Origin of the sequence: Paenibacillus sp. B-A-8 (assembly GCF_048572915.1) — a bacterium.
GTDB lineage: Bacteria > Bacillota > Bacilli > Paenibacillales > Paenibacillaceae > Paenibacillus_AQ.
In genome coordinates, this window is record NZ_CP183882.1 from 5,659,343 (window position 1) to 5,684,689 (window position 25,347).

21 protein-coding genes and 1 pseudogene are annotated in these 25,347 nt (G+C 46.2%); 8 read left to right on the forward strand and 14 right to left on the reverse strand.

Annotated features, from left to right (window positions below):
- Nucleotides 1-64 precede the first annotated feature (64 nt).
- From ACN6MV_RS25465 to ACN6MV_RS25515, 11 genes and pseudogenes are all read right to left on the reverse strand, one after another.
- Complete coding sequence (locus ACN6MV_RS25465; protein ID WP_339287912.1) at nt 65-529, reverse strand: phage tail protein; 465 nt, start codon at nt 527-529, stop codon at nt 65-67.
- Between the two features lie 242 nt (nt 530-771).
- Nucleotides 772-3,951 (reverse strand): S-layer homology domain-containing protein, encoded by a 3,180-nt coding sequence (locus tag ACN6MV_RS25470; protein ID WP_419885123.1) that lies wholly within the window; start codon nt 3,949-3,951, stop codon nt 772-774.
- A gap of 139 nt (nt 3,952-4,090) precedes the next feature.
- On the reverse strand, nt 4,091-4,639 hold the full coding sequence (locus ACN6MV_RS25475; protein WP_339287914.1) for a cupin domain-containing protein: 549 nt from the start codon (nt 4,637-4,639) through the stop codon (nt 4,091-4,093).
- A 347-nt stretch (nt 4,640-4,986) separates the two neighbouring features.
- A complete protein-coding gene (locus ACN6MV_RS25480; RefSeq protein WP_339287915.1) occupies nt 4,987-5,436 on the reverse strand; it encodes an S-layer homology domain-containing protein in 450 nt (149 codons plus the stop codon).
- A pseudogene (locus tag ACN6MV_RS25485) lies at nt 5,410-5,466 on the reverse strand (S-layer homology domain-containing protein); the annotation flags it as partial. The pseudogene ACN6MV_RS25485 and the gene ACN6MV_RS25480, both read right to left, overlap by 27 nt.
- 110 nt (nt 5,467-5,576) lie before the next feature.
- On the reverse strand, nt 5,577-5,918 hold the full coding sequence (locus ACN6MV_RS25490) for a hypothetical protein (protein WP_419885124.1): 342 nt from the start codon (nt 5,916-5,918) through the stop codon (nt 5,577-5,579).
- A gap of 302 nt (nt 5,919-6,220) precedes the next feature.
- Nucleotides 6,221-6,571 (reverse strand): GNAT family N-acetyltransferase, encoded by a 351-nt coding sequence (locus ACN6MV_RS25495; RefSeq protein ID WP_052414718.1) that lies wholly within the window; start codon nt 6,569-6,571, stop codon nt 6,221-6,223.
- A gap of 121 nt (nt 6,572-6,692) precedes the next feature.
- A complete protein-coding gene (locus ACN6MV_RS25500) occupies nt 6,693-7,901 on the reverse strand; it encodes a hypothetical protein (RefSeq protein ID WP_339291458.1) in 1,209 nt (402 codons plus the stop codon).
- A gap of 34 nt (nt 7,902-7,935) precedes the next feature.
- Complete coding sequence (locus ACN6MV_RS25505) at nt 7,936-9,342, reverse strand: hypothetical protein (protein WP_419885125.1); 1,407 nt, start codon at nt 9,340-9,342, stop codon at nt 7,936-7,938.
- Between the two features lie 232 nt (nt 9,343-9,574).
- On the reverse strand, nt 9,575-10,969 hold the full coding sequence (locus ACN6MV_RS25510) for an SMI1/KNR4 family protein (protein WP_419885126.1): 1,395 nt from the start codon (nt 10,967-10,969) through the stop codon (nt 9,575-9,577).
- Nucleotides 10,970-11,073: 104 nt separating this feature from the next.
- Nucleotides 11,074-11,817, reverse strand: coding sequence for a glycoside hydrolase family 16 protein (locus ACN6MV_RS25515; protein WP_339287919.1), 744 nt, complete (start codon nt 11,815-11,817; stop codon nt 11,074-11,076).
- Nucleotides 11,818-11,965: 148 nt separating this feature from the next.
- Between ACN6MV_RS25515 and ACN6MV_RS25520 the strand changes: the two genes are divergently transcribed.
- From ACN6MV_RS25520 to ACN6MV_RS25545, 6 genes are all read left to right on the forward strand, one after another.
- A complete protein-coding gene (locus tag ACN6MV_RS25520) occupies nt 11,966-12,886 on the forward strand; it encodes an ABC transporter permease (RefSeq protein ID WP_042130771.1) in 921 nt (306 codons plus the stop codon).
- An 18-nt stretch (nt 12,887-12,904) separates the two neighbouring features.
- Entirely contained in the window at nt 12,905-13,789 is an 885-nt protein-coding gene (locus ACN6MV_RS25525; protein WP_042130773.1) for a carbohydrate ABC transporter permease, read from the forward strand.
- Nucleotides 13,790-15,514 carry an extracellular solute-binding protein gene (locus ACN6MV_RS25530; protein WP_339287921.1) on the forward strand — a complete coding sequence of 575 codons (1,725 nt, stop codon included), beginning with the start codon at nt 13,790-13,792 and terminating at the stop codon, nt 15,512-15,514.
- A 148-nt stretch (nt 15,515-15,662) separates the two neighbouring features.
- On the forward strand, nt 15,663-17,507 hold the full coding sequence (locus tag ACN6MV_RS25535; RefSeq protein ID WP_339287922.1) for a sensor histidine kinase: 1,845 nt from the start codon (nt 15,663-15,665) through the stop codon (nt 17,505-17,507).
- 3 nt (nt 17,508-17,510) lie between these two features.
- A complete protein-coding gene (locus tag ACN6MV_RS25540) occupies nt 17,511-19,082 on the forward strand; it encodes a response regulator transcription factor (protein WP_339287923.1) in 1,572 nt (523 codons plus the stop codon).
- A 135-nt stretch (nt 19,083-19,217) separates the two neighbouring features.
- Complete coding sequence (locus tag ACN6MV_RS25545) at nt 19,218-21,842, forward strand: family 16 glycosylhydrolase (protein WP_339287924.1); 2,625 nt, start codon at nt 19,218-19,220, stop codon at nt 21,840-21,842.
- Between the two features lie 213 nt (nt 21,843-22,055).
- Here ACN6MV_RS25545 and ACN6MV_RS25550 read toward each other — a convergent pair whose 3' ends face one another.
- Nucleotides 22,056-22,436 carry a hypothetical protein gene (locus tag ACN6MV_RS25550; protein WP_339287925.1) on the reverse strand — a complete coding sequence of 127 codons (381 nt, stop codon included), beginning with the start codon at nt 22,434-22,436 and terminating at the stop codon, nt 22,056-22,058.
- A 633-nt stretch (nt 22,437-23,069) separates the two neighbouring features.
- Between ACN6MV_RS25550 and ACN6MV_RS25555 the strand changes: the two genes are divergently transcribed.
- On the forward strand, nt 23,070-23,762 hold the full coding sequence (locus tag ACN6MV_RS25555) for a DUF421 domain-containing protein (protein WP_042130781.1): 693 nt from the start codon (nt 23,070-23,072) through the stop codon (nt 23,760-23,762).
- A gap of 182 nt (nt 23,763-23,944) precedes the next feature.
- On the opposite strand, the gene ACN6MV_RS25560 is transcribed toward ACN6MV_RS25555, so the two are convergent.
- Entirely contained in the window at nt 23,945-24,337 is a 393-nt protein-coding gene (locus tag ACN6MV_RS25560; protein WP_042130783.1) for a hypothetical protein, read from the reverse strand.
- A 237-nt stretch (nt 24,338-24,574) separates the two neighbouring features.
- Between ACN6MV_RS25560 and ACN6MV_RS25565 the strand changes: the two genes are divergently transcribed.
- The gene (locus ACN6MV_RS25565) at nt 24,575-24,976 is read left to right on the forward strand and encodes a YheC/YheD family protein (RefSeq protein WP_156114863.1); all 402 of its coding nucleotides are present in this window, start codon (nt 24,575-24,577) and stop codon (nt 24,974-24,976) included.
- 88 nt (nt 24,977-25,064) lie between these two features.
- Here the strand turns inward: ACN6MV_RS25565 and ACN6MV_RS25570 are convergent, their stop codons facing one another.
- Nucleotides 25,065-25,223 carry a hypothetical protein gene (locus ACN6MV_RS25570; protein ID WP_419885127.1) on the reverse strand — a complete coding sequence of 53 codons (159 nt, stop codon included), beginning with the start codon at nt 25,221-25,223 and terminating at the stop codon, nt 25,065-25,067.
- Between the last annotated feature and the right edge of the window lie 124 nt (nt 25,224-25,347).

A 25,347-nucleotide genomic window follows, 5' to 3' on the forward strand; every position in this document is an offset into this window, starting at 1 on the left:
GATAGCAAATAAATAAAGCCTCTATCCCGCCACTCGGAATAGAGGCTTATATTATTCTCATGCCTTAATACTCACCTTTGATTACAAAATACGAGCCCCGAATTGTACCGGCTAGTTTAGACTTCTGCCTAGCAAACTTAAACTTCTCTTCTAACTCTTTTGGGATCTCCATCCCCTCAGAGAGCTTAAAACCAACGGCCCGCTTCTTAGGATCATCAACCGTATACATGACATTAACCTCAAGACCATCTTCATAAAAGACATAGGTGAATTTGATGTTTTCTACTTGAAAACGCGAAGTTTCTAAAGGTTTGGCCGCAAACTCAATCTTTCGTTCTTCTTTCAAAATCCGGTTCACATAATCAAGATTATCCTGACTTTCGCTAGCTGGGACAACTGTGAATTCATGCTTGTACTTGTTCATAAAATAACGGGCTTCATTCGCACGTAAACCAGCAAGCGCTTCTGCTACAGGTGAAGACTCTAATCCAACCGTAGATACATTATTAAAATCAACGATATACGACATTTCCATCTCTCCTTTTCTCTCATTATTCCCTATCAACAGGATACAATAACTAAAATTTTAACTATATTATATCAAAAACATTCTACTTCATATATTCAAATCTATCCTCGCAACAGGTTATAGTATGCATTACTCGGTGTATCTTCTTGTGATTCATTGCCTTTCATCATTCTAAAAAAGAGTACCTGCTACAAGGAGGTCGAGACTCATAGCCTTTGTCCTTGGAGCAGGTGCATTTGTGATTAATCTAGCTTCAAGCTATGATTACGCGAAGCTTGTTCGATATGGCCGAAAGCCCAATGGGAGGACGGAACATCTGTCCATGTCGGAACGCTTGAAGCCGGTAATGGCTCCCTACCTAGCACGCGGTTGAATACATCCACAGCTTCTGCGCGTGTTAAAGCTCGATCTGGTTTAAAAGAACCGTCCGGTGTATCGGACATCATACCGGATTGGATAACCAATCGGATAGAGCGCTCTGCCCAATGACCTTGAATGTCGCTAGCCACTCCATCGCCTTCGTTCGTTAGCTTCAGCCAGCGGCTGATAATAACAGCCATTTCGGCACGGGTCAGCTCAGCATTAGGCTTGAACGTACCATCTGCAAGTCCCTTCATCAATCCAGTACTTTGAATAAGCGCGGCGGCTTGGTATACCCAGTGATCGGCAGGCATATCCGAGAAAGAAACAGTTGCAACGGTGCCTTGCTCGCCAGCACCGATTCGCGACAGCATCGCGGCAATCTCGGCGCGGCTAACGCTCTTCTCCGGTTTGAAGGAGCCGTCAGCATATCCGTTAATATAAGAGCTCTGCTGCTGTTGCTGATATAGCGACCAGTTGCTTATATGAAGAATTGAAAAGGTACTAAATTTTGTAACTGTAAATTTCAGACTTAACTGTCCGGTAGCATCGATTGCGATTTCCGGCTTAATTACGACCCGTTCCCCATCGCTATGTTCGATGAATATGGCAAGGTTGTCCAGCCATTGCTGGCGCTCCTTCGCATTATCAGGAATCAGTGCCGCAGGCAGTGGCAGTGACAGACTAACAGACCGGGATGGCAAATTGGTCTCGATTGTCATCGGACGACCGATGAGTTGGAGGCCTCCACTTCCCAGCACAGCTTTGATCGCTCCTTCTTTAAGCGAGCGTTCTTTGACTTGATCCTGTTCCGCTTGATTCTTAATCGGAATGATGCGGAAGTAAATATCGCCGGTTATACCTGTCAAAGAGGCATAAGGAATGAGCAAACCTACGTTGGCCGTACGAATCTCCAGGTTAATATGTTCCTCAGCCAGCTGTCGGGTGGCTCCCGCAGGAAGGTTTACGTTTACTTGGACAACATCGTCCTTTGTATCAGGGATGACAATGCGGGCAGTATCAATCCCCGCTGCTGAAAGCTTCTCTACGATTTCATGGACATTATCGACAGACAATGTAATCTCATCTCTTCTCTTGCCGTCAGATCCAGTGGTACGAATGATAATCGCAAATAAGATATGGTTGTTATCACCGTCATCCACCGGAATCAAAATCTGTTCCGTTTGATTCGGTGGGCTGGAGCCTCCGACTGTTACTTCAGGTTCCAGAGTAGGCTTTAGAGTTGGAGTTGGAGTTGGAGTTGGAGTTGGAGTTGGTGTCGCTGTTGGCGTTGCTGTCGCTGTTGGCGTTGGCGTCGCTGTTGGCGTTGGCGTCGCTATTGGCGTTGGCGTCGCTGTTGGCGTTGGCGTCGCTGTTGGCGTTGGCGTCGCTATTGGCGTTGGCGTCGCTGTTGGCGTTGGCGTCGCTGTTGGCGTTGCTGTTGGCGTTGGCGTCGCTGTTGGCGTTGGCGTCGCTGTTGGCGTTGGCGTCGCTGTTGGCATTGGCGTCGCTGTTGGCGTTGGCGTCGCTGTTGGCGTTGGCGTCGCTGTTGGCGTTGGCATTGGCGTCGCTGTTGGTGTTGGCGTCGGTATTATCGGTTGATTAAACACTTTAATTTCTTGAAGATCAGGACCCGTGTTGCCATCTTCTCCAACTGCATGGATCACAATCTGAATGTAGCGCTTGGAGATCTCTTTCGGAAAAGAGACCGAATCTGTCGTATAGCCATTATATTGTCCATCCGTATGGACAAGGCTAGCGTAAGTCGTGCCTGTGACTGTTTCAAACGGTCCAGTCACGCTGTCGCTGACCTTCACTTCGTAGGATTGCAGATAGACGGTATCGACAACAAGGATTTCATTATAAGTCGCGCCTACATTCATATCTAGTGTGATTGTCCAAGGTGCATCGAATTGACTGCCAATCCAGCCAGTCTCCAATAAATCGTCAGTCAAATGGCCGGTCTGACCGCTGGTGGTTCCTTTATCGACTGTAACCGGTACACCATATGCCAGGTTAGTGCTGTCTTCATTAACGATGATGGTTCTCTTTACCGCGACAGCTTCATTGCCTGCGGTATCAGTGGCATCATATCGAATGGTATACCGGCCCGCAACAGACGTATCGATAGCCGGGAGCTGGACATTGTTCAAGCTGTAAGTGACTTTGGCTGTCAGATCGATGTCGACATTATCAGTTACTATTACACCAGGATCATGGAAGGACGTACCATTCCTAACCAGCACGGTTGAAGCACCGTTAAGCGTAATGACTGGTTTTTCCGTATCGATGGCGGGACTTGAATATTCGTCAAGCTCAGGACTCTGCAAGACCTGCGAGCCGTAGGATGTATAAGCTTTGCCGCTTGGAAGATAAGCGATGCCATAGAGACTGTACTGCATATTATTCAGCAATGTCTCGAATTCGGACGCAGCTACAGTACCGTTCGATAAATGATCACTGTTAATGCGATAGACATTATAATTAAATTGTCCAAGTGCATATAGATGGCCGGCAGGACTTATCGTTATACCTAGCACAGGTGTTGGAAGTCCTTGAATGACCGATGTCGCAGCCATTACTCCTGGCGCAAGCTTGTAAATGCCTTTACTTGTGTAGTCCGTGAAATAAAGGTTGTCTGTGGCATCAAAAGCCATGCCGTATACAAAATTAAAGCCCGTATTGTAATATACGGTGCCGCTATTCGCGGGAAGAGGAAAATTGACGAGTGCGCTTTTGTTGATTTTATAAATATTTTTATCATATCCGTCAGTCGTGAAGAACAGATCTCCGGCTTGGTTCAAGGCGACGGTCATAACAACACCTCTATCCAGCACTTTCGTGACCGCCCCCGTCTCGACCGAAATGCGATAGATGCCGCCCGGCTCTCGCTGAGCTACATAAATATAGCCGTCATGGTAAGCGAGTGCTCTTGCATTTTGAATCGAAGCACTTATAAATTCGCTAGGAGATAGAGAATCGGGAGCCTCCGAAGCCTTGGCTGCGGGAAGGCTTGCAAATAGAATTATCAATGACATTAATAAAGATAAAGAACGTTTCATAAAGGGGCTCCCTCCTCTTTCAAGTTGTAAAATAGATTAATGCTACTCTAGCAAACTGTGCTGAGCTGCCCTCATACAACTACAGCTTGGCTTGCAGAAAATCATAATCCCCATAGTTTCTAGCGACAGAGCATGGGGATTATATGGTCTCCCCTGTATACTTTTCTAGCGCTTCATATAGCCCCCTTTTATGTGCGCGTTTAACGATTAGACCAAAGATACTACGCTGTATCCAGAGTGGAATGCCAGCGATGAGCGTATTTTGTAGTAATAACACTAAAGCGGTGTGTGCGAGCAATTTAGGATTACCTTTTGAATCAGTTAAACCATCCTCCATTAGCCCGTAATGAATACGAACAGACTGCTCGAACTGACTTGGTGGTGTTAATCGTACACGGAATACAACCGGATCATCGTCATTATTCGTAAAAGTATGTGGTGTCTTCATCGGGGCAATACGACGTTCTCCCGCTACTAGAATGTGGTTTGTTTTGCCTAATGTTACCGTGAGATTGCCAGAAATCACTTCAAATTCTTCTTCAAAACGATCATGAATATGTAGTGGAGGACCTTTGCCATGTGGGGGGAGTGCAACTTCAATTAATAAGTATTCACCCTTCGTATCCTTTGCTGTTTCTATAAAAGTAATTTGTTCACCCGTAACTCGATTAGTTACCGTTTGTTCCACACACGCTCACTCCTTGGGGTAATCAATTATAAAGTGAACTAAAAGGGCAAGCTGCCACTTTAAGCCTCAATTCTTTCAATAATAGAGAATAAATAAATTGTCGAATAGTGAGTGCTGTCATCACTTTGTCATATGACAATATGGATTTTTATGTAATAAACAAGAATAACCACTCAAAGTAAGCGACATAGTACACGCTTCACACAGAACCGTGGGCATACAGCAATGAATTGCAATTTAATAGGGCACCCCTTGGATGCCCTGTTATCTATTAATCGTAGATAAAACTTTAAAGAACTTTTTTTCTCTTCAATGTCTTCCATTGAGATTGAAGTAATATTGTTGCTTTAATAACTCTTTTGAGCGATCATCTTCATTAGAATCGTTACCGCCTCTGCTCTTGTTGCCTTATCATTAGGAGCGAATTCGTTATTGCCTTTACCGGATACAAGGCTAAGATTCTTCAATGCCGCTACCTGCCCCTTCGCCCAATTTGGAATTTGAGCGTCATCCACAAAACTGGTTACAGCACTGTCTTCCACCTTCAATGCTAATGCTTTGACGATCATCACAGCCATCTCTGTGCGTGTAATTTCTGCGTCTGGACGGAAACTGCCATCCGAATAGCCTTTAACAATGCCTAATTGTACAGCTTGCTCTACCGCTTGCTGCGCCCATATGCCAATCTTCACCGAATCGGTAAACTTTAACTTCTCAGCATCTATTTGCGGCTTCAACGCCTTCATTAACATAACTACAAATTCCTCACGGGTTACGACGCCATTAGGTTTGAACATGCCATTCACATAACCGTTCACGATTCCGCTCTGTGCTGCTTTAAACGACTACCGGAATAGGGGGTGAGCCATATATTAGTTCCGTCAAAAGTGCCTCCAATATATAGCTCGCTACCTCTCGATCCGTCTGGCCAATTGCTTTACCCTGTCATTTCTCCAGTGGACGGATTGACCTTCATCAATCGGTCGGCATTATAGGGTATCATCCAAATACTTGTACCGTCATAAACGCCGCCGACAAAGGCAGATAATCCCTTTGAAAACCCACTTGGCCAGGCTTGGTATCCCGTAAAAGCGGTCCCCAGCACTTCGTTTTCAGGAATGGAGCCACTATATCCGAACCCGTCCTGATTAGAGATATTTGCAGCCGCTGCAACGGCCGATATGCCGCCAATACCTGCCCCATACTTCCCCGGAAGTACACCTATTAAAAAAAGAATAATCAAAACCATAATTGCCAATTTGCTGCGTAGCCTTATCACTGTTCTTCCGTCCTTTCGCTTAGAGAATCGGTTGTTTTTTGGAAACCTTAACGTAATGCCACCAACCTATCCATGCTTAATCAAGCCGTTATCCTATCTCGATGTTATCTTGTACTATTGTTACATCCGATATGGTGATCAGTCTGTAACCCCGACTACAATTCACAAACGAATGGAGTCAAGTATATTTTTCTAGCGAAATTTCCATAATGGATTCTTACCTCCACGCAAATAAAAACTGGAACCCGTTATCGGAATCCCAGTTTTTTGGTAGAGAATACTTATTAGAGGACGTTCTAGCATCAAATATTAATTGACATATAATTCTTTCCTTCAACAAAACCTAGACTTTCATACATCGGTTTAGCCATATCAGACGAATGTAGCAGGATTTTTCTAATTCCTTGTGCCTTCAAATCGTCTATTGCTTCACTAACAAGTTTGGATACAATACCCTGGCGACGATAATTAGGGATTGTGAAAACATTAGTCATATATGCAACCCATACAACGAGTGACTTATCCGATAATGAGGAATCAAAGTAGTTTCTAAAAGTTTCATCCATGCTACTATTGTCCTCATGAGATAGCAGTATCTTGCGAAATTCAATTAACTGCGGTATATCCGTTGCAATAGCTTTTCGAAACAGCACGATTGACTTCCTTCCTATTCAAAACATAGATTTTAAATATTGTGCTGCAACGTAGCGAATGATGTTGCCCTTGCAATAGCGAACAGCTCGCAAGCAATGTTGGACTGAACGTTTATTTCATTCAGTATTCGCGCGCTGCATCGAACCACTGTTGAGCCATCTCCTCTGCTATTGGCTGACCAATCAGGTGATCAGACTGACTGAGTTGCCACACCGCTTCACCAAGGTCTTCACGTTCAGTGGTTTCAATGCCTTTGAGGTTGTTGAAGCGCACGGTGAAAGCGGTAATAGCTGCCTCGGCTTCGGCAAAACTACGAGCCTCGGACAAAGTTGCCTGTGCAACGTTGTAAGCTTCATTAGCCAGCTTGGCCTGACGTTTAGGCCACGACGAAAACGGGCGGCCGAACTCAGTCGTCCACCACTCAGCCTTTCGTAATTGGCTCACTGAAGCATGGTCGGTCCAAGGGCGGGTTACAGCGCGAGTTTTCATTTGCTGTTTTAGACGCTTGCCAGCAATCTCTTCCACATTATAGGCGATAAATCTAGTAAGCAACGGCCACGCGTTCAAGGTCGGCAAGCCACCCAGATCAGGCATGAAGCGCAGCTCCAAATTCGTTAACTGGGTATGATGAGCCATTAAGTCCAGGTCGCAAAAGTCTCCCCACAAACTCAGTGAGGTTAGGTTTGGGAACCGGTTTAGACACTCCAGCGAAATCGGCTGACCTAACGGCGTATTCTGTAGCGTCAGGCTCGTTACCTTGTGCAGCTCACCCATGTCAGGCAGCAAGAAAGGAGTATCATTCTTGCGTCGGCCGGTGCGCGGCGCTAGTGTCAGAGAAGATGGCATATCTCCTGTGGCCGAGAAGCGTGATAGGTCGCCGGATACACTCAGGCGGAAATGCCGCTTCGGAAGTCTCAAGCTCAGAGAGCTCCCGGACTGATCCAACTCGATATGCAAGCCATACAAATTAGACTGAGTGGCATCCGCCACCGTGTCTGCAGAGAGGATCGGAGTCCACGTCATCTCTTCAATGGGACGTTTCTGTGCCCAGTCAAAGAAGCCTTGGTCACTGCCTGTATAATGCAGAAATCGCGGCCAAGGAGAGCCCGCCGGGGTGGCAAAGACATCAAATACGGTCCAATCAATATGCGTATCAGGTGAGACATGAAGGTCTGCCTTCTTCCCCAATTGCGACGGTCCAATGGATAGACTGCCCACACCGGGCTTAATGACAAGAGTGTGACTAAGTGGACCTGTCAGGTCGATAGGATAACCACCAACTTCTCTAACTGAACCAGCTGAAGGACTAGCTTGGCTATCATTTGGCATTTCTATCATCCTTTCTTCAGAAGCATATCCAGACCTAACTATTCACGCCTGACTCTATCTTCTGAGCAATAAATTGTTTGAATCTTGTAAAATACCGCTCTGATGCTTCCCAGCGCCTAAGATCCAAATAGGGCATGTCCTGCTTGCCATATTGATCGGGCGGCTGATAATACCGGGAAACATAAGTTCCATTATCCAGTGTATAAAAATAATATGCTCCATCCGGTGTCTTGATTTCAATCCGACCATGCAGGAGGTCTCCGTCCTCGTCCGTATGCGCTTGACGGAAGCTGTAGCATTTGGAGCCGTCCCAGAACCCGTCATCCACCTCTTCTTCCTCTTCCGAATATAATTCCTGAATTACGGGGTGTTGCAAAATATCTTCCACATACTGTACCTCAATGTTTCGTAAATAAAGCTCAGCCATATTCGCGCAGGTCAGCAACATCGTCCAGCAATCGCTAATCTCTGCTAGTTGTTCCTGAGACTCTTCTGAAATGTCCTCCCACTCAGAGCCTTCATCTATGGTTCTCCTCAACAAACCGACAGAATGATCTTGCTCCAGCCAAATATAATAGTGATGCCGGTTATCATTCATATACACGCTAAGATCCCGCTCTTCTCCGTCAGCATCTATATGCTCCAGTTGAACTTTGAAAAAAACGTCTTGCTCCCAAAATCTAAAAGACGGCTTGTCACTCGGCATTAAAATACACTGCGTCAACTTCAATATATTTTCCTCATTGATCGTGTTGTGGGTGAAATATAAATGAAAAGCTTTCTTGTTAGTCGGGGATTCATTTATTTTTTTCAGTACGGAACGCCCTTCTTTAATTATGTTCACTAGTGTGCCAAAGGAAAAGTCGGCTTCATCTTCCTCCTCTTCTACATCCAGAAAAACTTCATCGATTAACACCTCATGAATATCCACCGGAAGCTCCTGAAATACGCCGTCCCCTTCCCACACATTTACTAAGCAGGGAATCGATTTCTGTCCGTCAACTTTGATGCTGTACTCATCATCCTGAACTAAAACTGCAGCGCTGAGATCACCTTTCACAATCGTTTCCCCATGATTGTAAGAGCCGCACAATATTTCCTCAATCATCAGATTGCCCGAAACATAAATTTCCTGACCGCCTACAGCTATATTTTTCGCACTCATATTACCGGTCACCATAAGTCCAATAGCACCGTCTGTTTCTTTGTTATAGAGATTGTCTACAGTAAAATTCCCATCTATAAAAATGATAATTACCTCTTTTTGTTGCGGAAATGCCTGCTCCCAATCCAGATTAAGAGAAGGCAGTGTTAAATCCCCTTCATAATAAGCGGCAAGCTGCTCGTCACTGAAATCCTGGTAAAACTTCGCCCACCAAGATCCTTCCGGAAATTTATCTGCTAGTTGACTAATAGGAATGAATCGGAAAAGATTGCTCATAACATTATTTTCCCTTCATCTTTAAAATTTCCATTATTTTCTCATATGTAAAAATTAGGGTCAATCTTAACTTTAGGCTTGATTCATCAAATAATCTACGGAGCGACATCAAAGGCACTACCAAATATATCAAAAAGAGCAACCCTTACATGAAGTATGGGTTGCTCTTACTTTTATGAAAAGAGATATCTTACCTGTATGTGCTACGGTCCAGCTTATGATTATTTTTGGATCAATCAAGCTCCGCGTCTGCGCATTCCGCCTCGAGCCTTGCAATGACCTCGAAGTGGGCTTGATCCGTGAAGCGAAGCACCTCATTTTCCTGTACGATTATCCCTTCACGAATCCGCCCATCCAGCCAGTCGCTGATCCATCCGGGAGCATACCCGCCTTGACCGAACTCGCCGCCAAAAGCGATTATTGTCTCATATACATCCAGATATTGTTGACGGCCCGTATTCGGATAAGCCCTTGTGTACAGCCAGAACTGCACATCGTACATCAGAATAGAAAGCTCATCCGCATGAAAGGAAAAGTGTCCTTTCTCTTCAACGATTCGGGTACAGACTTTACGGATCTTCTGCTCAAGCTGGTCCACCTCAGGCACACGACTACACAGCTCCGCGAGCAAAGGTGAGAACTTGCCTACGGCTACTTTTCGCAGATCCTCTTCTTTATCTTCTTGAGAGGTATCATATTCCTCCTCACTCACCAGACCGCGGATAAATGTCTCGAAGTCTTGCGCGAGGAACGTAATCTCATAATCGTCTTCCTGATCCACATGAATCACCTCCGGTTCACCGTCCCTCCCGCAGTTCCGGTAATCCAGCATCACAACATCATGGCCTGCCGAAGGGCAGTCACAAATCACCACCCCGATGTCAGGATACCCCCACTCCTCAATAATGAACGGGCTGCCGAGATCGCCGCAGATTGAATAGCTTTTCTCGCGCCCAATGCCCATAATGCCTGTTATCGCAATATGATCCTCAGCCCATGAGGTCGCGTCCTCCGTCGGGTAACAAGTATTGTAAGGAACTCCCCCATTATGCTGCTTCATCAGACGGATATAGGAGGCAGGAAGCTTGTAACCAAGCTCTTCTTCTACGGAAGCAATCAGTTCATCCGTAGGCGGATCAGAGACATATTCTCTTATTGCATAATCGCTATCGTCCCAAAACTCGGAGAAATTCATCCCTTCAAAAGGAATTGCAGCCGTCCTCGAATCATTATGCGAATTTTTAATCACCCGTCTAGCTGCGGCGAGTTGTTCTTTGCGTAGCTTGCGCTGGCTAAAGTTCAGTAACATGGCCGTATTCTCGTTGTCAGGATCGAGGTCATGGGCGATACCCAGCACTCTCACTGCTTCCTCATATCGGTTCAGATAATAGTAGGAATACCCTACTCGAAAATGCCACAACGGGTCATCCTGCCCCTGTTCTGCAATCATCGCAAACTGTTCAAGCGCTTCTTCATAATGACCCAGATTGTTATACGCTCTTGCCAGACTGCTGATCGCCTCGTAATCTCTGTCCTCTGGTGAAATCTCCATCAAGGTATCAACTATCTTCTGATGTTCATCATCTTCATGCCACTGTACCAGCTGTGCAATTCGCTCTTTATCCATGTCTACCTCCCCAAGCAAATAATCAAGTTGCTAGAATATAGAAATATAGTTTTCCCTATTCTACCAGATAGGAAGTAGGTATTGAAAATTGAAATAAGGCCTAATTATTGGTACAGCCATATCCCTGAAACCGTCATGATTGCTGGCAGTGCAGACTCGTCCACCGCCACATTGTCGTACCAGCCACCCACCGCAAGGTTAAGCACTAGATAAAAGGGTTCATCAAAGGGCATCACGCCCGGCTCCTGGCGACGCTCAGCAAAGCAATGGCCATCTACCAGCCATCGAATTGAATTTGCATCCCATTCCAGTGCATAATCACGGAATTCATTAATCGTCCCGTTTTCAAACTGGTACGAAAACTCCTCGACGATTTGATGTTCCCAATCCTTTCCGTAGTGCAGCGTTCCGGATATTTGCTGGGGCAAGCGGCCTTTGGCTTCCATGATATCAATCTCGCCGGAAGCTGGCCAATGCCCATAAACTTGTTCCTGCGGAAGCAGCCAAATGGCAGGCCATATCCCTTGCCCTAACGGCAGCCTTGCACGCACGACTAACTTACCATAGCAAAAGGAAAAACGGTCCTTTGTATCCAAACGGGCCGAGGTATACCCAAAATGCCGCCCATCCTTTTCAATGGATTCGCTGCGCGCACACAAGTTTAAGCCAAATTCATCGATATATAGGTTGCTGGAATGATCCGTGTAATACTGCTGCTCACCGTTGCCCCAACCTGGGTCTATAGGATTACCATTGTTATCTAGCAAGTCGTTGCCATGGCGAATATTCCATAACTTCAGATCAGTATTACTAGCTAAGAAATTTTGTTCCCATACAAGCTTGTTCATCCTTTGCACACTCCCCTCATTTAATCACAGCATACTTAAATTTTGCGGCTGGTCAAACAAATCTAAAAAATTGGGATAGGGTCAATAATCCTGGGCTTTTTTTCCTATACGCTTTTTCATACGATGAAATAGAAAGGGGGCACGGAACATGTTCCAATACAGAACGGAACAAATGAAAGCGCTTGTTAAACAGTGGCAATTGCAAAGCATGGTTATCCCGGGAATCCTCTGGATGTTTATCTTTTGTTATATCCCCATGTTTTGGCTCATTATTGCATTTATGGACTACAGCATCGCCAAACCTTTACTAGAATCACCGTTTATAGGGCTGAAGCATTTTCACGATTTTATGACAGATGAGCGTTTTTGGCGTTCGATCCGCAATACCCTGGGGATGAGCAGCATTAAGCTGATCTTGGGTTTCCCCATTCCTATCTTGTTTGCCTTAATGCTTAATGAAATACGGAGTCTTCGATTTAAGCGTACGGTACAAACCATTTCGTACCTGCCGCACTTTATTGCCTGGACGATTTTTGGTGGCATTGCACTCAATTGGCTCGGTGAAGGAGGTGTGATCAATCAGCTGATGATGGCAATCGGGTTTCAGGAACGTGAAATCCTGTTTAACAGCGACCCTAAGTACTTTTGGTGGATTACCTATTTCACCGATATTTTGAAGGAGACGGGTTGGAGCGCCATTATCTACATAGCGGCAATATCCGGTATTGATCCTGGACTGTACGAAGCAGCCGAACTGGATGGCGCAAATCGGCGGCAGCGAATGTGGCATATCACCATTCAGAGCATACGCCCCACCATCGCTATTTTGTTCATCCTCGCTGTCAGCGGGATACTCGGCAGTAACTTTGAGCAGATCTTTATGTTGAAGAACAACATGAACATGAAGATGGCGGAAAGCCTGGACTTGTATATCTATAATATGGGGTTGGTCTCCGGGCGCCATTCTTTCTCAACAGCCGTCCTGTTTGCCCGCTCTATTGTGGCGCTAGGTTTGTTGTTTTTGGCCAATCACACATCCAAAAAACTAACCGGTGACAGCATTTTTTAAAAGGGAGAGGACAGAGGTATGGAAAGACGCAAGAGGTTTCGGCAAATCGGAGTATTTGAGGTCTGCAATACCCTGCTGATGCTGGCGGTTTGTTTTTTAACACTGTACCCGATGTGGTTTGTATTTATTAACTCACTTAATGCGCCGCAGCAAGCATCACTGGGCACCGTCAATTGGTTTCCCAAAGAATTATCGCTGGCCAGCTATAGTGTTGTGTTCAATGATAAGACGATGATGAACGGTTTTTACATCACCACCCTGCGCACGGTACTTGGGACAGCGATCCATGTATTCTTTACCGCCGTTATAGCTTATGGAATGAGCAAGTCTAATCTAATCGGCCGCAAAGTGTATCTCAAAATTGCATTGATTACAATGCTGTTCTCAGGCGGTCTAATCCCTACGTTTATTCTGATGACAAAGCTGGGCTTATATGATAATTTTTGGGTATTTATTATTCCTTCCATGTACACTTTTTTTAATATGGTCATTTTTATGAGCTTCTTCCGCACCATTCCTGACAGCCTGGAGGAATCTGCGAAGGTAGACGGCGCTTCAGACTATGGCGTCTTGTTCAGAATTGTATTGCCCAACAGTATGGCTGTCATTGCAACCATATCGCTTTTTTCAGCCGTTTATCATTGGAATGATTATTACCAGGGCGTTATCTACATCCGCTCGCAGGAATTACTGCCACTGCAGACCATGTTGTACAAAATTATTGCAGAGAACTCCATGTCTTTCATGCAGCAGCAAGCTATGGCACAATTCGGCGCTAGGTTGCCTGGCAACTCTATCAAATTTGCATCCATGATGGTAGCCACACTGCCAATTCTAGTAGTCTACCCCTTTATCCAGCGCTATCTGGTCAAAGGTGTGATGATTGGCGCCATTAAGGGATAAGTGTATGCGTATAGAAACGGGTATCCAAAAATTCAGAAGCAGCAGAGAAAGGATGATTATGTCATGAAACGCAATCTCATTAAGCCAGGTTTGACCCTCGTTCTGGCTATAATTCTGACGCTAGGCATGGCCGCATGTAGCAACAATTCAGCCAATAACAAACCAACACCACAACCGACGGACAGTACATCACCGCCGCCGAATGAAGCAACACTCAATCCCGATGAACCAGCATGGAAACTCGACACCAGCCCTGTGGATCTGACCTGGTTCGTTGGTGCTAACTGGTATGCCCACACCTGGGGAGAAAGCTTGACCTCCAAGTATGTAACGGAAAAAACAGGTGTTAACATCAAGCTAGAAGTACCCTCCGGCGAAGCGAACGAGCATATTACTTTGATGATGACCTCCGGAAAGCTGCCCGACTTGATCTCGATGGGTTCGTGGGAAACGGCTGTTAAAAAGCTATGGGAAGGCGATCATGTCTATGCCTTGAATGAATTGGCAGATAAGTATGATCCCTACTTCTTCAAGGTGGCTGGAGACGGCACACTGAAATGGTATCGCCAAGAAAATGGTAATACCTATGGTGTTCCGAATGATTCATATAGCCCTAACCTGATGCATGAAACCGGCATGACGGCCGCCAACCAGACTTTTCTGGTGCGGAAGGATCTGTATGAGGAGATGGGCAGCCCAGACCTGAGCACACCAGAGGGCTTTCTGAATGCATTGCAATTGTTGAAGGATAAATATTCGCAGTATAAAGGTCAGCCGATCAGCCCCTTCTTTGCACAAGGGAATGTCCCTTACGGGATGACCGAATATTTGCAGAACCTGCTGGCCGTTCCGCATGAAAAAGACGGTAAAGTATACGACCGCATTACCGATCCCGATTATATCGCCTGGCTGAAAACCTTCCGTACGGCTTACGAGCGCGGGCTGATTAATGTAGATTTCCTGGTGGATTCCGATACTCAGGTAGAGGAAAAAACGAACAACGCACGTTATTTCATGATGGTCCGGGAGTGGACTGGTATGTCGGCTGTCAATCCTATGCTGGCTGCAAGTGGAAACCCCGATTCTTATTACATCGCAGTCGATGGGCCAAAGAACAGCAAGGGCGACAGTCCTAAGCTATTCCCCGGCAACATGGACGGCTGGATGGTGACGATGATTAGCAAATCCACCGAAAATCCTGAACGGGCCATCCGCTTTTTGAGCTATCTGGCCAGCGAAGAAGGCCAACGGGATATATTCCTTGGCAAAGAAGGCGAAACATGGGAAATGGTAGACGGCAAGCCGCAGCTGAAGCCTGAAATGGTAAATTTGCTCGAAACTGATATTGAGAAAATGGAGAAGGAATATGGCATCATGGATACCTATTGGATGATGCGAAACCCTGTAATCATCAACCAGTGGAGACCAGAGAAAGCTCCTGTCATTAAGCAAATGGAAGACTTCGCTAATAAACGGGCTGATATTGATAGCGGTATCTACAAGGGCTTAGATCCACAGGGTGATTCTGATGTATCGGTAGCCTGGTCGCGTATTTCTCAAAATTGGGAGGAAGTTCTCCCTGAGCTGATTACGGCCAAGAATGAGGCTGACTTTGATAAGGTCTTTGAAAACTTCCTTGACCGCCGCGAGAATTACAGCTTCGGCAAGGTGATGGAATACCGCCAGGCTGAACTGGATGTGCGAAAATCCAAAATGGCAGAGTAATAATCCCCGTATAAAGATTGCTGCCGGTCACCGAAATGGTGGCCGGTATTCCCTTTTTCACTAGTTATAACCATTTGGAAAAACAGCCTAGTTACCTACCAGGCGGTTTGTAATATATGGTATATTACAAGGGTAGGAGGCTGCTTAAATGAAGTATCTGCTGACTAAAATGAAGAGGCTTTACCGAAATTCACGCATTTCGAAAAAATTGTTTCTGGCCTTTAGCATGATGATTGCCGTTCCTGCGATTGTAGTATCTTTTTTATTTATTCGCATGCAGGAAAGCCAGCTATACAAGGACGCTATGGCCACCGGCAGCAGCCATGTCTCACGGCTTAACGAACAGCTGCGTAGCAGAATGGGCGTTATTGAGAACGCTTCCTCTACTGCGCTGAATCAAAAGGCATTTGTAGATTTTATTCACTCCAATATGCGCGGAGATGGCCTGCGTCTCGTAAAATTTAGACAAAATCAATTTGAGCAAATGCATAATATTATTCAGAGCCACGAGATGATCAGTGAGCTCAGTTTCTATGTCGATAATCCAAATCTATTTGAGATTTGGCCTGAAATCTACCATTATGACAAGTTTTGGCCGCAGGACTACTGGGTGACCCTTCGGGAGGAAGGTGGTGCGGCATTCCGCCTATTTGCTTTTAAGGATGGCGAGCATACGCTATCTTATTACCGACTGGTACGCCTACAAGGGCAGCAGCAGAAACTCCCTACCATTATGGAAATTCGCGCCCAGCATAGCGTCTTTTTCAGTGACCTGCTTGAGGATAGCGGGGGAGATTTCTTTTCTGTAGTGATGGACGGAAGCAACCCTTCCCGCTCTGTTTACAATCCTGATCATCTCTTTTCTCAAAATGCCAGGGAGGATTTGGATAAAATTCTGGGCAGCATTCATCAACAGCTGGATGTGCTTCAGCAAAGTAGCCCCAGCCCCATTAAGGTTGAGGTCGGCAACCATACTTACTACGCATTGTACCGGTACATCGCCCCCTTGAACGCCTATGTCGTAGATATTGCCTCTCATCAGGCACTGATGAAGGGTCCGCGGAGCTGGTATCTACTCGTTGTAGCGATCACATTATGTGTACTGCTCCTGATGCTGCTGCTCGTTTCACATACTACCCGGCGTATATTCAGGCGGCTGGACAGGGTTCTGGCTTCTATGCGTAAGGTGCGGCAAGGACAATTGGATGCAAAAATCGAAACCGGTCTCGGTGCGAACGAAACCGGTGATGAAATTGATGAGGTGGCCGTCAGCTACAATAACATGTTAGACGAGATCAAGCATCTGATGACTCAGGTGGTAGATAAGCAACTGGTTGCCAAAAATGCTCAACTGCACTCGCTGCATTCGCAGATCAATTCGCATTTTTTATATAACGCACTGGAATCTATTCGTATGCTCGCGGAGGTTCAGCGACAGCCTGCGATCGCCGACGCGTTGGTGTCTCTAGGTTCCCAACTGCGTTACAGCATGCAGTGGCGCAGCGATACGGTTGCCCTTAGCGAAGAACTTGCCAACATACACAGCTATATCCGCTTCATAAATTTTATGGAAGGCGGCAACATTGTATTGATGGCTGATCTCCCTCAGGAGGTGCTGCGTTATACAATTCCTAAAATGTGCATGCAGCCCATCGTCGAAAATGCCGTTCATCACGCGGCGCCTTCAGGCGGCAGTGTAAATATCCAAATTACCGTATCTGTAGAGAATGAAAGCCTTCTGCTAATAAAAATACGAGATGATGGTGCAGGTGTTAACCCAGAGATGCTGTACAATTTACAAGCTGTGCTACTAGGCGATATGGATTCGCCGATTGTCACCAGCAAGAACGGACTGGGCCTAGAGAACGTGCATAAACGCATACAACTTCATTATGGCAAGGGCTGCGGTCTTTGGATTGACAGTGTGCAGGGTGCCTATACCTGTGTGACCATACGCTTGCCTTGGGAAAATGTGAATCTTGGAGGATGGTAGAGTATGATCAATATTCTGATTGTCGATGATCAAAAGCATATTCGCGATGGACTTCAGGCCATGCTGCCCCAATTTCCCCTGCAGCTGGACAACATTTACTGTGCCGTAAACGGCATCGAGGCCTTGGGAATATTACGTCAGCACAACATTCAACTGGTAATTACCGATATCCGAATGCCTGATATGGATGGGCTAACACTGATGGCCCGGAGCAAAGCGGAACGCATCGAGGTGGAATACCTGATTATTAGCGGCTTCAGTGATTTTGCTTATGCTCAAAAAGCCATCGAACTCGGGGCAAAGGGCTACCTGCTTAAGCCTGTGAAACGTGAAGATTTACAAACCGCGGTAGAACATGTAGCGCATGAAATAAAAACCCGGCAGGCGCTCTCGCGCAATATGGAGCATATCTCCCGTCGTGCTCAAGAGACCGACCGCAAAGAACTGAGTATGTATATGCAGGGCGCGGTGAGCGATGAGTCGTGGGTCCTCCAGACCCAGCAGCAGAATCTAAAGTTATGGAGTAATTACCGCCTATGCCTGCTGCGGGAGGAACTATGGATTAACCAACCGGGGGCTAATAGTAGCCACAGCATGGAATCTATTGCCTATCGTGTATATGGCAGACAAGGTTGCATATGCCTGCAGCACCGCCCGTATCTGATCCTCGCGGTGGATGCGTCCGTAGATACGGGCGCCTTTCCGTCCGCTCTTAAGACAGGACAGATCGATGCCATCACTGCCATGACCAGCCCGCAGCAAGGATTGAAGGCACTGCCCCTCAGCTATACACAAGCGCTTGAGCTCTACCGCCACAGTTACCTTTTTCCTGAAAAGAGCTGCATTCTACCTACGCATATTGTAAGGCTGGAACAGCAGTGGGAGCTTCCCTATGAGGAGCTGTATGCCCTGTTCCAATTAGTCGGTAGCAAGAATAGCGGTGCAATTACCCAAGGTATTTCTATGATATTTCACAAAGATACGCTGCAACGCTATCACATCCAATACACCCAGCAGCTATGCCGTGCCATCGTGCAAATGCTGGAGGAATACGTGCGTGTCATCCGCCCATACATGGGAGAAGAAGCGCTGGACATCGAATGTTTGCGTAATCTATTCGACTATCCGGGTATTCGCGATTATATTCAGGCGTTGCAACAACAGCTGCTTCGGCTGAACCAATTCTATTACGAATATAAGTGCAGCTACCGAAACTCGCAGGATTTGAATGAAGCCATTCGTTTTATACACGAAAGTTATCATAAACCACTGGACCTCGCGATGGTATCCAACCACGTGTCGCTTAATTATGCCTATTTTTCTAATCTGTTCAAGAAGAATATCGGCAAAGGCTTTGCAGAATACCTGCGCGACGTGCGCCTGGATAAAGCTCGGCGGCTGCTGGCTGAGACCGATCATAAAATCGTAGAGGTAGCCACCATGGTAGGGTATGAAAGCTATAAAAGCTTTACACGTGCCTTCCGGGATGTCATGGACATGCAACCCACAGAGTACCGCCAAATGATTCGCCGGAAGCATGACAGAGAAGACAATTACCAGGACACAGCGCTATAAATAGTCAAAAGCCAAAAAATTGGGTTATAACAAAAATAATTGTACCTTTTAGCTGATTATTATATTCGATAGAATAGAGTTGTTCCTAAATGAAAGCGGTTTCGTTTTCTATTATTTTATTAAAGGAGGGCAAGTATGAAGCGAATTCACAATACGGAGAGTGGTTTTAAGCAGAAGGTATTCAGTTTGTTCTTAGCGGTAGTGCTGTTGGCTGGTGTTGGTCTAATGCCGACTTCGAAGGTGCAAGCAGCAGTAACCACAGTTACCTCTATGTCTTACTTTTCAGCGGCAGACGGACCTGTCATCTCAAAATCAGGGGTTGGACACGCTAGCTATGGATTCGTCATGCCTACATTCAATGGAGGCTCTGCTACCTGGAATGATGTTTCCGATGATGTCGGTGTAAAAGTGAAAGTTGCTGGCAGTTGGGTTGATATAGACAGTGCCGGCGGCTATACCTACAACCAAAACTGGGGACACTGGAGTGACGGCGGCTTGAATGGCTATTGGTTCACGCTCTCCGCAACCACTGAAATTCAGCTGTACTCCAAAGCTAACGGGGTAACACTGGATTACACCCTAGTATTTCAGAACATAAACAAGACAACTATCACCGCTATGGCGCCTACACAAGGGCCACAGATTACGGCAGGTTTCACCGGTAGTGCCGGCTTTACTTATCCTACCTTCAACAACGATTCGGCGGTAACGTATGAAGCAGTGGCTGACGATTTGAAGGTATATGTAAAACCTGTAAACAGCAGTACCTGGATTGATATTGACAATAACGCAGCCAGCGGCTGGATCTATGATAACAACTTCGGACAATTCACTGAAGGGGGCGGCGGCTACTGGTTTACCGTAACGGAGTCTATCCATGTAAAATTAGAATCGAAGACCTCTTCAGCTAACGTCATTTACACTCTCACCTTTAATAAACCTGTAAGAAATTCATACGTCCTCACTCCCTATGAGGGAACGACCTTTACCGCAGATGCGAAAGGCGTCATAGGTGTACCGCTGCCCAAGATTGATGGGGGAGCACCTATTGGCACCGAGCTCGGAAATTACGTTTACCAGATTAACATCAACGGACAATGGGTGGCTATGAGTGATTCCAGTCAGAGCGGATTTGTATACGCCGGTAACGGCTATAACAACATGTCCGATGCCAACCAATGGGGATATTGGGCTGACTATATCTATGGGCTTTGGTTCCAGCCCGTACAAGAGGATGTGCAGATTCGTATCGGCTATCCATTGAATGGACAGACGGGCGGAAATGTGGGCAACAATTACGTCAACTACACCTTTATTGGCAATCCCGATGCCCCGCGTCCGGATGTATCCGATCATGATGACATTACTATCGGAACACCAAACGACCCAGCCATTGAAGGCATGAATCTCATCTGGCAGGATGAATTTAACGGAACCACGCTCGATACGAATAAATGGAGCTATGAGCAGGGTTATTATATCACTGACGATCCCAATAGTTGGGGTTGGGGCAACGCGGAACTTCAGCACTATACAGACAGTGCACAAAATATATTTGTACAGGACGGAAAGCTAAACATCCGAGCATTGCACGATTCCAAATCCTTTCCGCAGGACCCAAACCGGTATGCACAATATTCCTCCGGTAAAATTAACACCAAAGATCAGTTGTCCTTCCAGTACGGAAGAGTAGACATTCGTGCCAAGCTGCCTACAGGTAATGGCGTCTGGCCAGCACTCTGGATGCTTCCGAAAGATTCCGCCTATGGTGCATGGGCCGCATCCGGCGAAATTGATATTATGGAAGCCAAAGGACGCTTGCCTGGCACGACCAGCGGCGCCATACACTTTGGTGGTCAATGGCCGGTGAACAGATATATTGCGGGTGAGTATCACTTCTCTGAAGGCCAGACCTTCGCCAATGATTATCATGTGTACTCCATGGTCTGGGAAGAAGATAATATGAAATGGTATGTAGATGGAAAGTTCTTCTTTAAAGTGAGCAGAGATCAATGGTATTCCGTAGCTGCACCGAACAATCCGAATGCCCCATTCGATCAGCCCTTCTACATCATTATGAATTTGGCGATCGGCGGATATTTTGACAACGGTCATACCCCGGACCCATCCGATATCCCTGCAACAATGCAGGTCGATTATGTACGTGTCTATAAAGAAGGCAACAGCCAGAATCCGGGTAACGACGTACCGGTTACCGGTGTAACCCTGAATCAGACCACTGCACAGGTGGAAGTCGGACAGACTGTACAGTTGAACGCCAATGTAGCCCCGTCTAATGCAACGAATAAGCAGGTCACTTGGGCCGTGTCGAACGCCAACGTCGCTTCCGTGAATCCGAACGGTCTCGTGACGGGAATCGTTCCGGGCACGACAACCGTAACGGCTACAACAGCCAACGGCAATAAAACAGCCACTTCCACCATCACTGTTGTACCGGCATCATCATCCGGTGTTATCATTGTTGGCGATGAGGTGCGTGGCTTGAAGAAAATAGGCGACGACCTGCTGTTCTATGTGAACGGCGCAACCTTTGCCGACTTACACTATAAGCTAAATAACGGTGGGCAGCTGAACGTAGCCATGACCCCGGCAGGGAACGGTAACTATACCTACCCTGTAAATAACCTGCAACAAGGGGATACTATCGAGTACTCCTTCACCTATAATCCGGGGCAAGGGGCCGTCGATTCTCCGACACTCACCTATATCCATGGGGTAACCCAAGGAACACCGGAGTAATCTAGATGAACCCTAGGCAAAATGCATAAACACGAATAGGCGAAGAGGAAGTGTTGGAACTTCCCTCTCGCCTATTTTGTTGTTTCTGTCATGCTGTTCTCCTCGGTGGAAGATCGGCTAGCTAGCCTCATGATTATGAGCCGCCTATTCAAAAAAGAAAGTGCGAAAAAGCCGGTTCATCACCGGAAGCTTTTCTCACCTTCGCTCTCTTGTCTAAATTAACGCGTCGAAATGTCCCTCCGAGTTCACCGTCGCCGTCCGGGGATCGGTCAAACCGATGCCCTTGAGGCCTCCCTTCCACTCATTCCGCCAGAGGAAGGGGTGATCTTGTAGCGGAGAAGCCGGTACAAAATTTACGGGGCTGCTACTCCCGCTTTTCTGTACGAGTTGGGACTCCAGCAGCCGGATTTGCCGCTGCAGCTGCTCCCGGCGATAAGGAGTCTGCATCTCGCTTCCTTGTGCTGCATTCACTTTATCCAGTTCCATCATCAGCCGGTTCCGCTGTTTTTCCAGGGAACTGACCTCACTCTGTGTACCGCCGTAGGCCGCAATGGCCTGTAACGGACGGATGCCTGCTACTGTCAGTGCTGCCATGATCCTTCACTCCGTTTCCTTGGCTTCCACTCCAAATTCAACCAAATTTGAAAGTTCTAATCATCTTTATTACCCGCCAATCCTCTTCATGACAACATCACAGCCTCAATTGGAAAATAATCGTCGTATAGTCACATTTGGCCGCTTGTTTCGACCATACCAAAGACCCACCGAAGGCTGGCTAAAGTCCCTTTATTGCCCCCTTACTCGTCCTTCAACCCCCACTGATACAAAAATGACAGACACTACTGTTAGGACAAACGTCCATACCAAGATAATGAGGTCCAGCTCGAAATATATAATAATGAGAATGGTCCACTAATTGACTCATCAATAGCTGTTTCCGCTTCAAGTCCGTTATAATGACAATCGATTGGTTCAACGTCATATTTAATTCAATCTTCGGTAGAAATAATTCCCCCTCATAATACATTGATTAAAATTGCATTCCGTCCTCCCGATCAGTGCCTCTTTGGATATATAAAACAATAATAAATTTTAGATACTTTCTTGTTAGTTTCTATTGATGTAATATAACGTGTTCATGATCAGTAGATTCCTTTCAATTAACAAGTATAAGAGATGGAAATAAGGGCTAATTTAAGACCATCTGTTATGCAAGGGGCTCAGCATATGACATATGGAGAAATTCTATTTCGTACGGCAACGTCTTTCGTTGCTCTACTCTTATTGACACGTCTGCTCGGTAAAAAACAAGTCGGGCATCTAACGTTCTTCAATTATGTAACAGGAATCACCTTCGGCTCCACCACTGCGGAGATTATCGTCAACAGACAAATCACGCTGCTGCAAGGAATATCTAGCTTGATCTTATGGTCGCTCTTGGCGTTCATCGTTGCTTGGATCGGATTGCGCTCCGTCAGAGCACGTGAGATTCTCGATGGCCAACCTACGATTCTCGTCAAACAAGGCAAAATTCTGGAAAAGGCATTGGCTAAGCAGCACCTCAACATCGACGATTTAAGCATGCTGCTTCGGAACAAGGATGTCTTCTCCCCCACAGATGTCGAAGTTGCTATTTTGGAACCTGACGGTCAACTCAGCGTGTTAAAAAAAGAAGAAATGCTGCCTGCAACAAAAAAGGATGTAAAAGCAACCGTTATGCCTATTCACAATATCCCGACTGAGCTTATCGTTGATGGTAAAATCGTAGAAAAAAACCTTACTAAAATAGATGTTTCCAAAGTCTGGCTCAACCAGCAACTAAAGAAAGCCAACATTCATTCTTTTGATCAAGTATTTTACGCAGAGCTCCAATTGGACGGATCGTTATATATCGACAAATACCAGGATTCGATTCCATAAAAAGACCCGATAGCGACAACTTGAGTTCGTCCGACCTTCAACAACTTTAGAAATGCCCCTCTACAACCAAAAAAAAGAAGGGCTTTTACTTCTGCAAGTAAAAGTTCCTTCTTTAGGTACCATATCATGCCTCGCCGCAAAACGTCCCCTTATTTAGGGTCCCCTTCTCGATGCTGTCTGCCTTAGAAGCAGGTGAACGAGCGAATCCGATTCAAATCAATACCGAAGTACCCCCAGAAGAGACCGAACCATCTGAACCCTGCAACAGAATTACGCCCCACGAATACCGGGAAGAACCAGAATTGCTCGCCGTTGTTCAGCCAAATGTATGTGTTGCGGAACAGACAGCCTCTGATCGCACCAGGGTCGATGGCAAATGCAGTGGCCGACATTTGCGGTACGAATTGCGGTGGAGGTGCCGTCGGCGCTTGAACGCCTCCCGGTGCAGCTCCTGGAGGTCCCGGAGTCCCAGGAAATCCACCTGGTCCACCCGGTCCTCCTGGTCCTCCTGGTCCTCCTGGTCCACCCGGAAACCCTGGGAATTGGCCGCTTCCCGGCGTTGGAAAAAATCCCATATGTGATCGCTCCTTTCAATGAGTAGGCACAATCATCATATGCATTCGCGGAAAGAGTGTTTGGGCGAATGCCAATAAATAATCCACGCCCAGCCGAAGCTGAACAGTAATGAAATTTAGCCACCTAAAAGCCTTTTTCACCTGCTTCGGCTCATAAATATGGACGAATATCCACTTATACTGATTCCTAATTTGACTTAGAATTACCGTAGAAGATTGAAAAAGGCTGTGATTCTAATGTTAATCAAAAGAGACAAATGGTTGCAATATCGCATCCTTCGCAAAGGTTCCTCTCTCGCCGGACGGCTGCCAGAGACACAGTTGCTTAAGAAGAACGCATTAACGAATATGCTGCTTCACTATCAAAGCGTCGTATTGAAACCCCACAACGGGAATTACGGAAGGGATATCCTGTTCACTAAAAGAAACGGTGCAAACGCCTATCGTATTCATAACGAAAAGAAAGCACGACTGGGAGAGCGTTACCCAAAGCTTAGACAAGTCGGGTTCGATATAGGCATCGACAGGAACTGCCGGATTTGGATCATTGAAGGCAATTATCAACCGGACTTACGCCCATTCCGGCTCCTGAAAGATTCTTCAATGCACCGCAGAATATTATGGTATAAGAAACATTAAAACGAAAAAAAGACGACCAGCCTCTTATCTTTGGCCTGTCGTTTTTTCATGTTTGGTGCCTATCCTTGATAATACCCCGCTTGCAATTTTACTTGCGTCTTTTGTTACTTACAACACGCGTCACTTGGAACTTATTTACCCCTACCTGTATAATGGCAAACTGGCTGTAAGAAGTGCCGGAAGACGTATAAGGTTCCGCTTGAATATTTCCACTAGGCGTTCTAACCGTTGCAGTGATTCTAGTCACCAAACAGACTCCACGGCTAGAAGCTTTCCAAGTCTCGTCACGCTGAACCATCACTACATAAGATGGATGCATATTCAACTTTTCCAAATGCATTAAACGATGTGGAGTTAAAGATCTGTACGGG